Origin of the sequence: Mesorhizobium caraganae, assembly GCF_016836705.1 — a bacterium.
Lineage (GTDB): Bacteria > Pseudomonadota > Alphaproteobacteria > Rhizobiales > Rhizobiaceae > Mesorhizobium > Mesorhizobium caraganae.
In genome coordinates this window covers 1-439 of record NZ_JAFCGY010000155.1, presented here as the reverse complement: position 1 = coordinate 439, position 439 = coordinate 1, and the positions used below count along the sequence as shown (strand labels likewise).

Below are 439 nucleotides of genomic sequence, written 5' to 3'. Positions count from 1 at the left end.
GACGACACCTTTGAAGCGCAGCTGTTTTATGGCGATCTAAAAGCCATCGTCAAAACCAGCCATCTGGTGAAAATCGATTATCCGAAATTTATCGTTCACGGTAAGAAAGGTTCGTTTATTAAATACGGTATCGACCAGCAGGAAACCAGCCTGAAGGCTAATATTATGCCGGGCGAACCAGGATTCGCAGCGGATGATTCGGTCGGTGTGCTGGAGTATGTCAATGACGAGGGCGTGACGGTAAGAGAAGAGATGAAGCCAGAGATGGGCGATTATGGGCGCGTTTATGATGCGTTGTATCAAACCATCACCAACGGTGCGCCAAATTACGTCAAGGAATCTGAAGTTCTTACGAATCTGGAAATCCTTGAACGCGGTTTTGAGCAAGCTTCTCCCTCCGCAGTGACTCTCGCGAGGTAAGTTTGATGGCCCCTCGAAA

General features: G+C 48.3%; 1 protein-coding gene. It reads left to right on the top strand.

Translation table 11 applies throughout. The features are described from left to right. On the top strand, window positions 1–420 hold a 420-nt coding region (locus JQK88_RS35745; protein WP_246750197.1), incomplete at its 5' end, for a Gfo/Idh/MocA family oxidoreductase. Window positions 421–439: the final 19 nt, after the last annotated feature.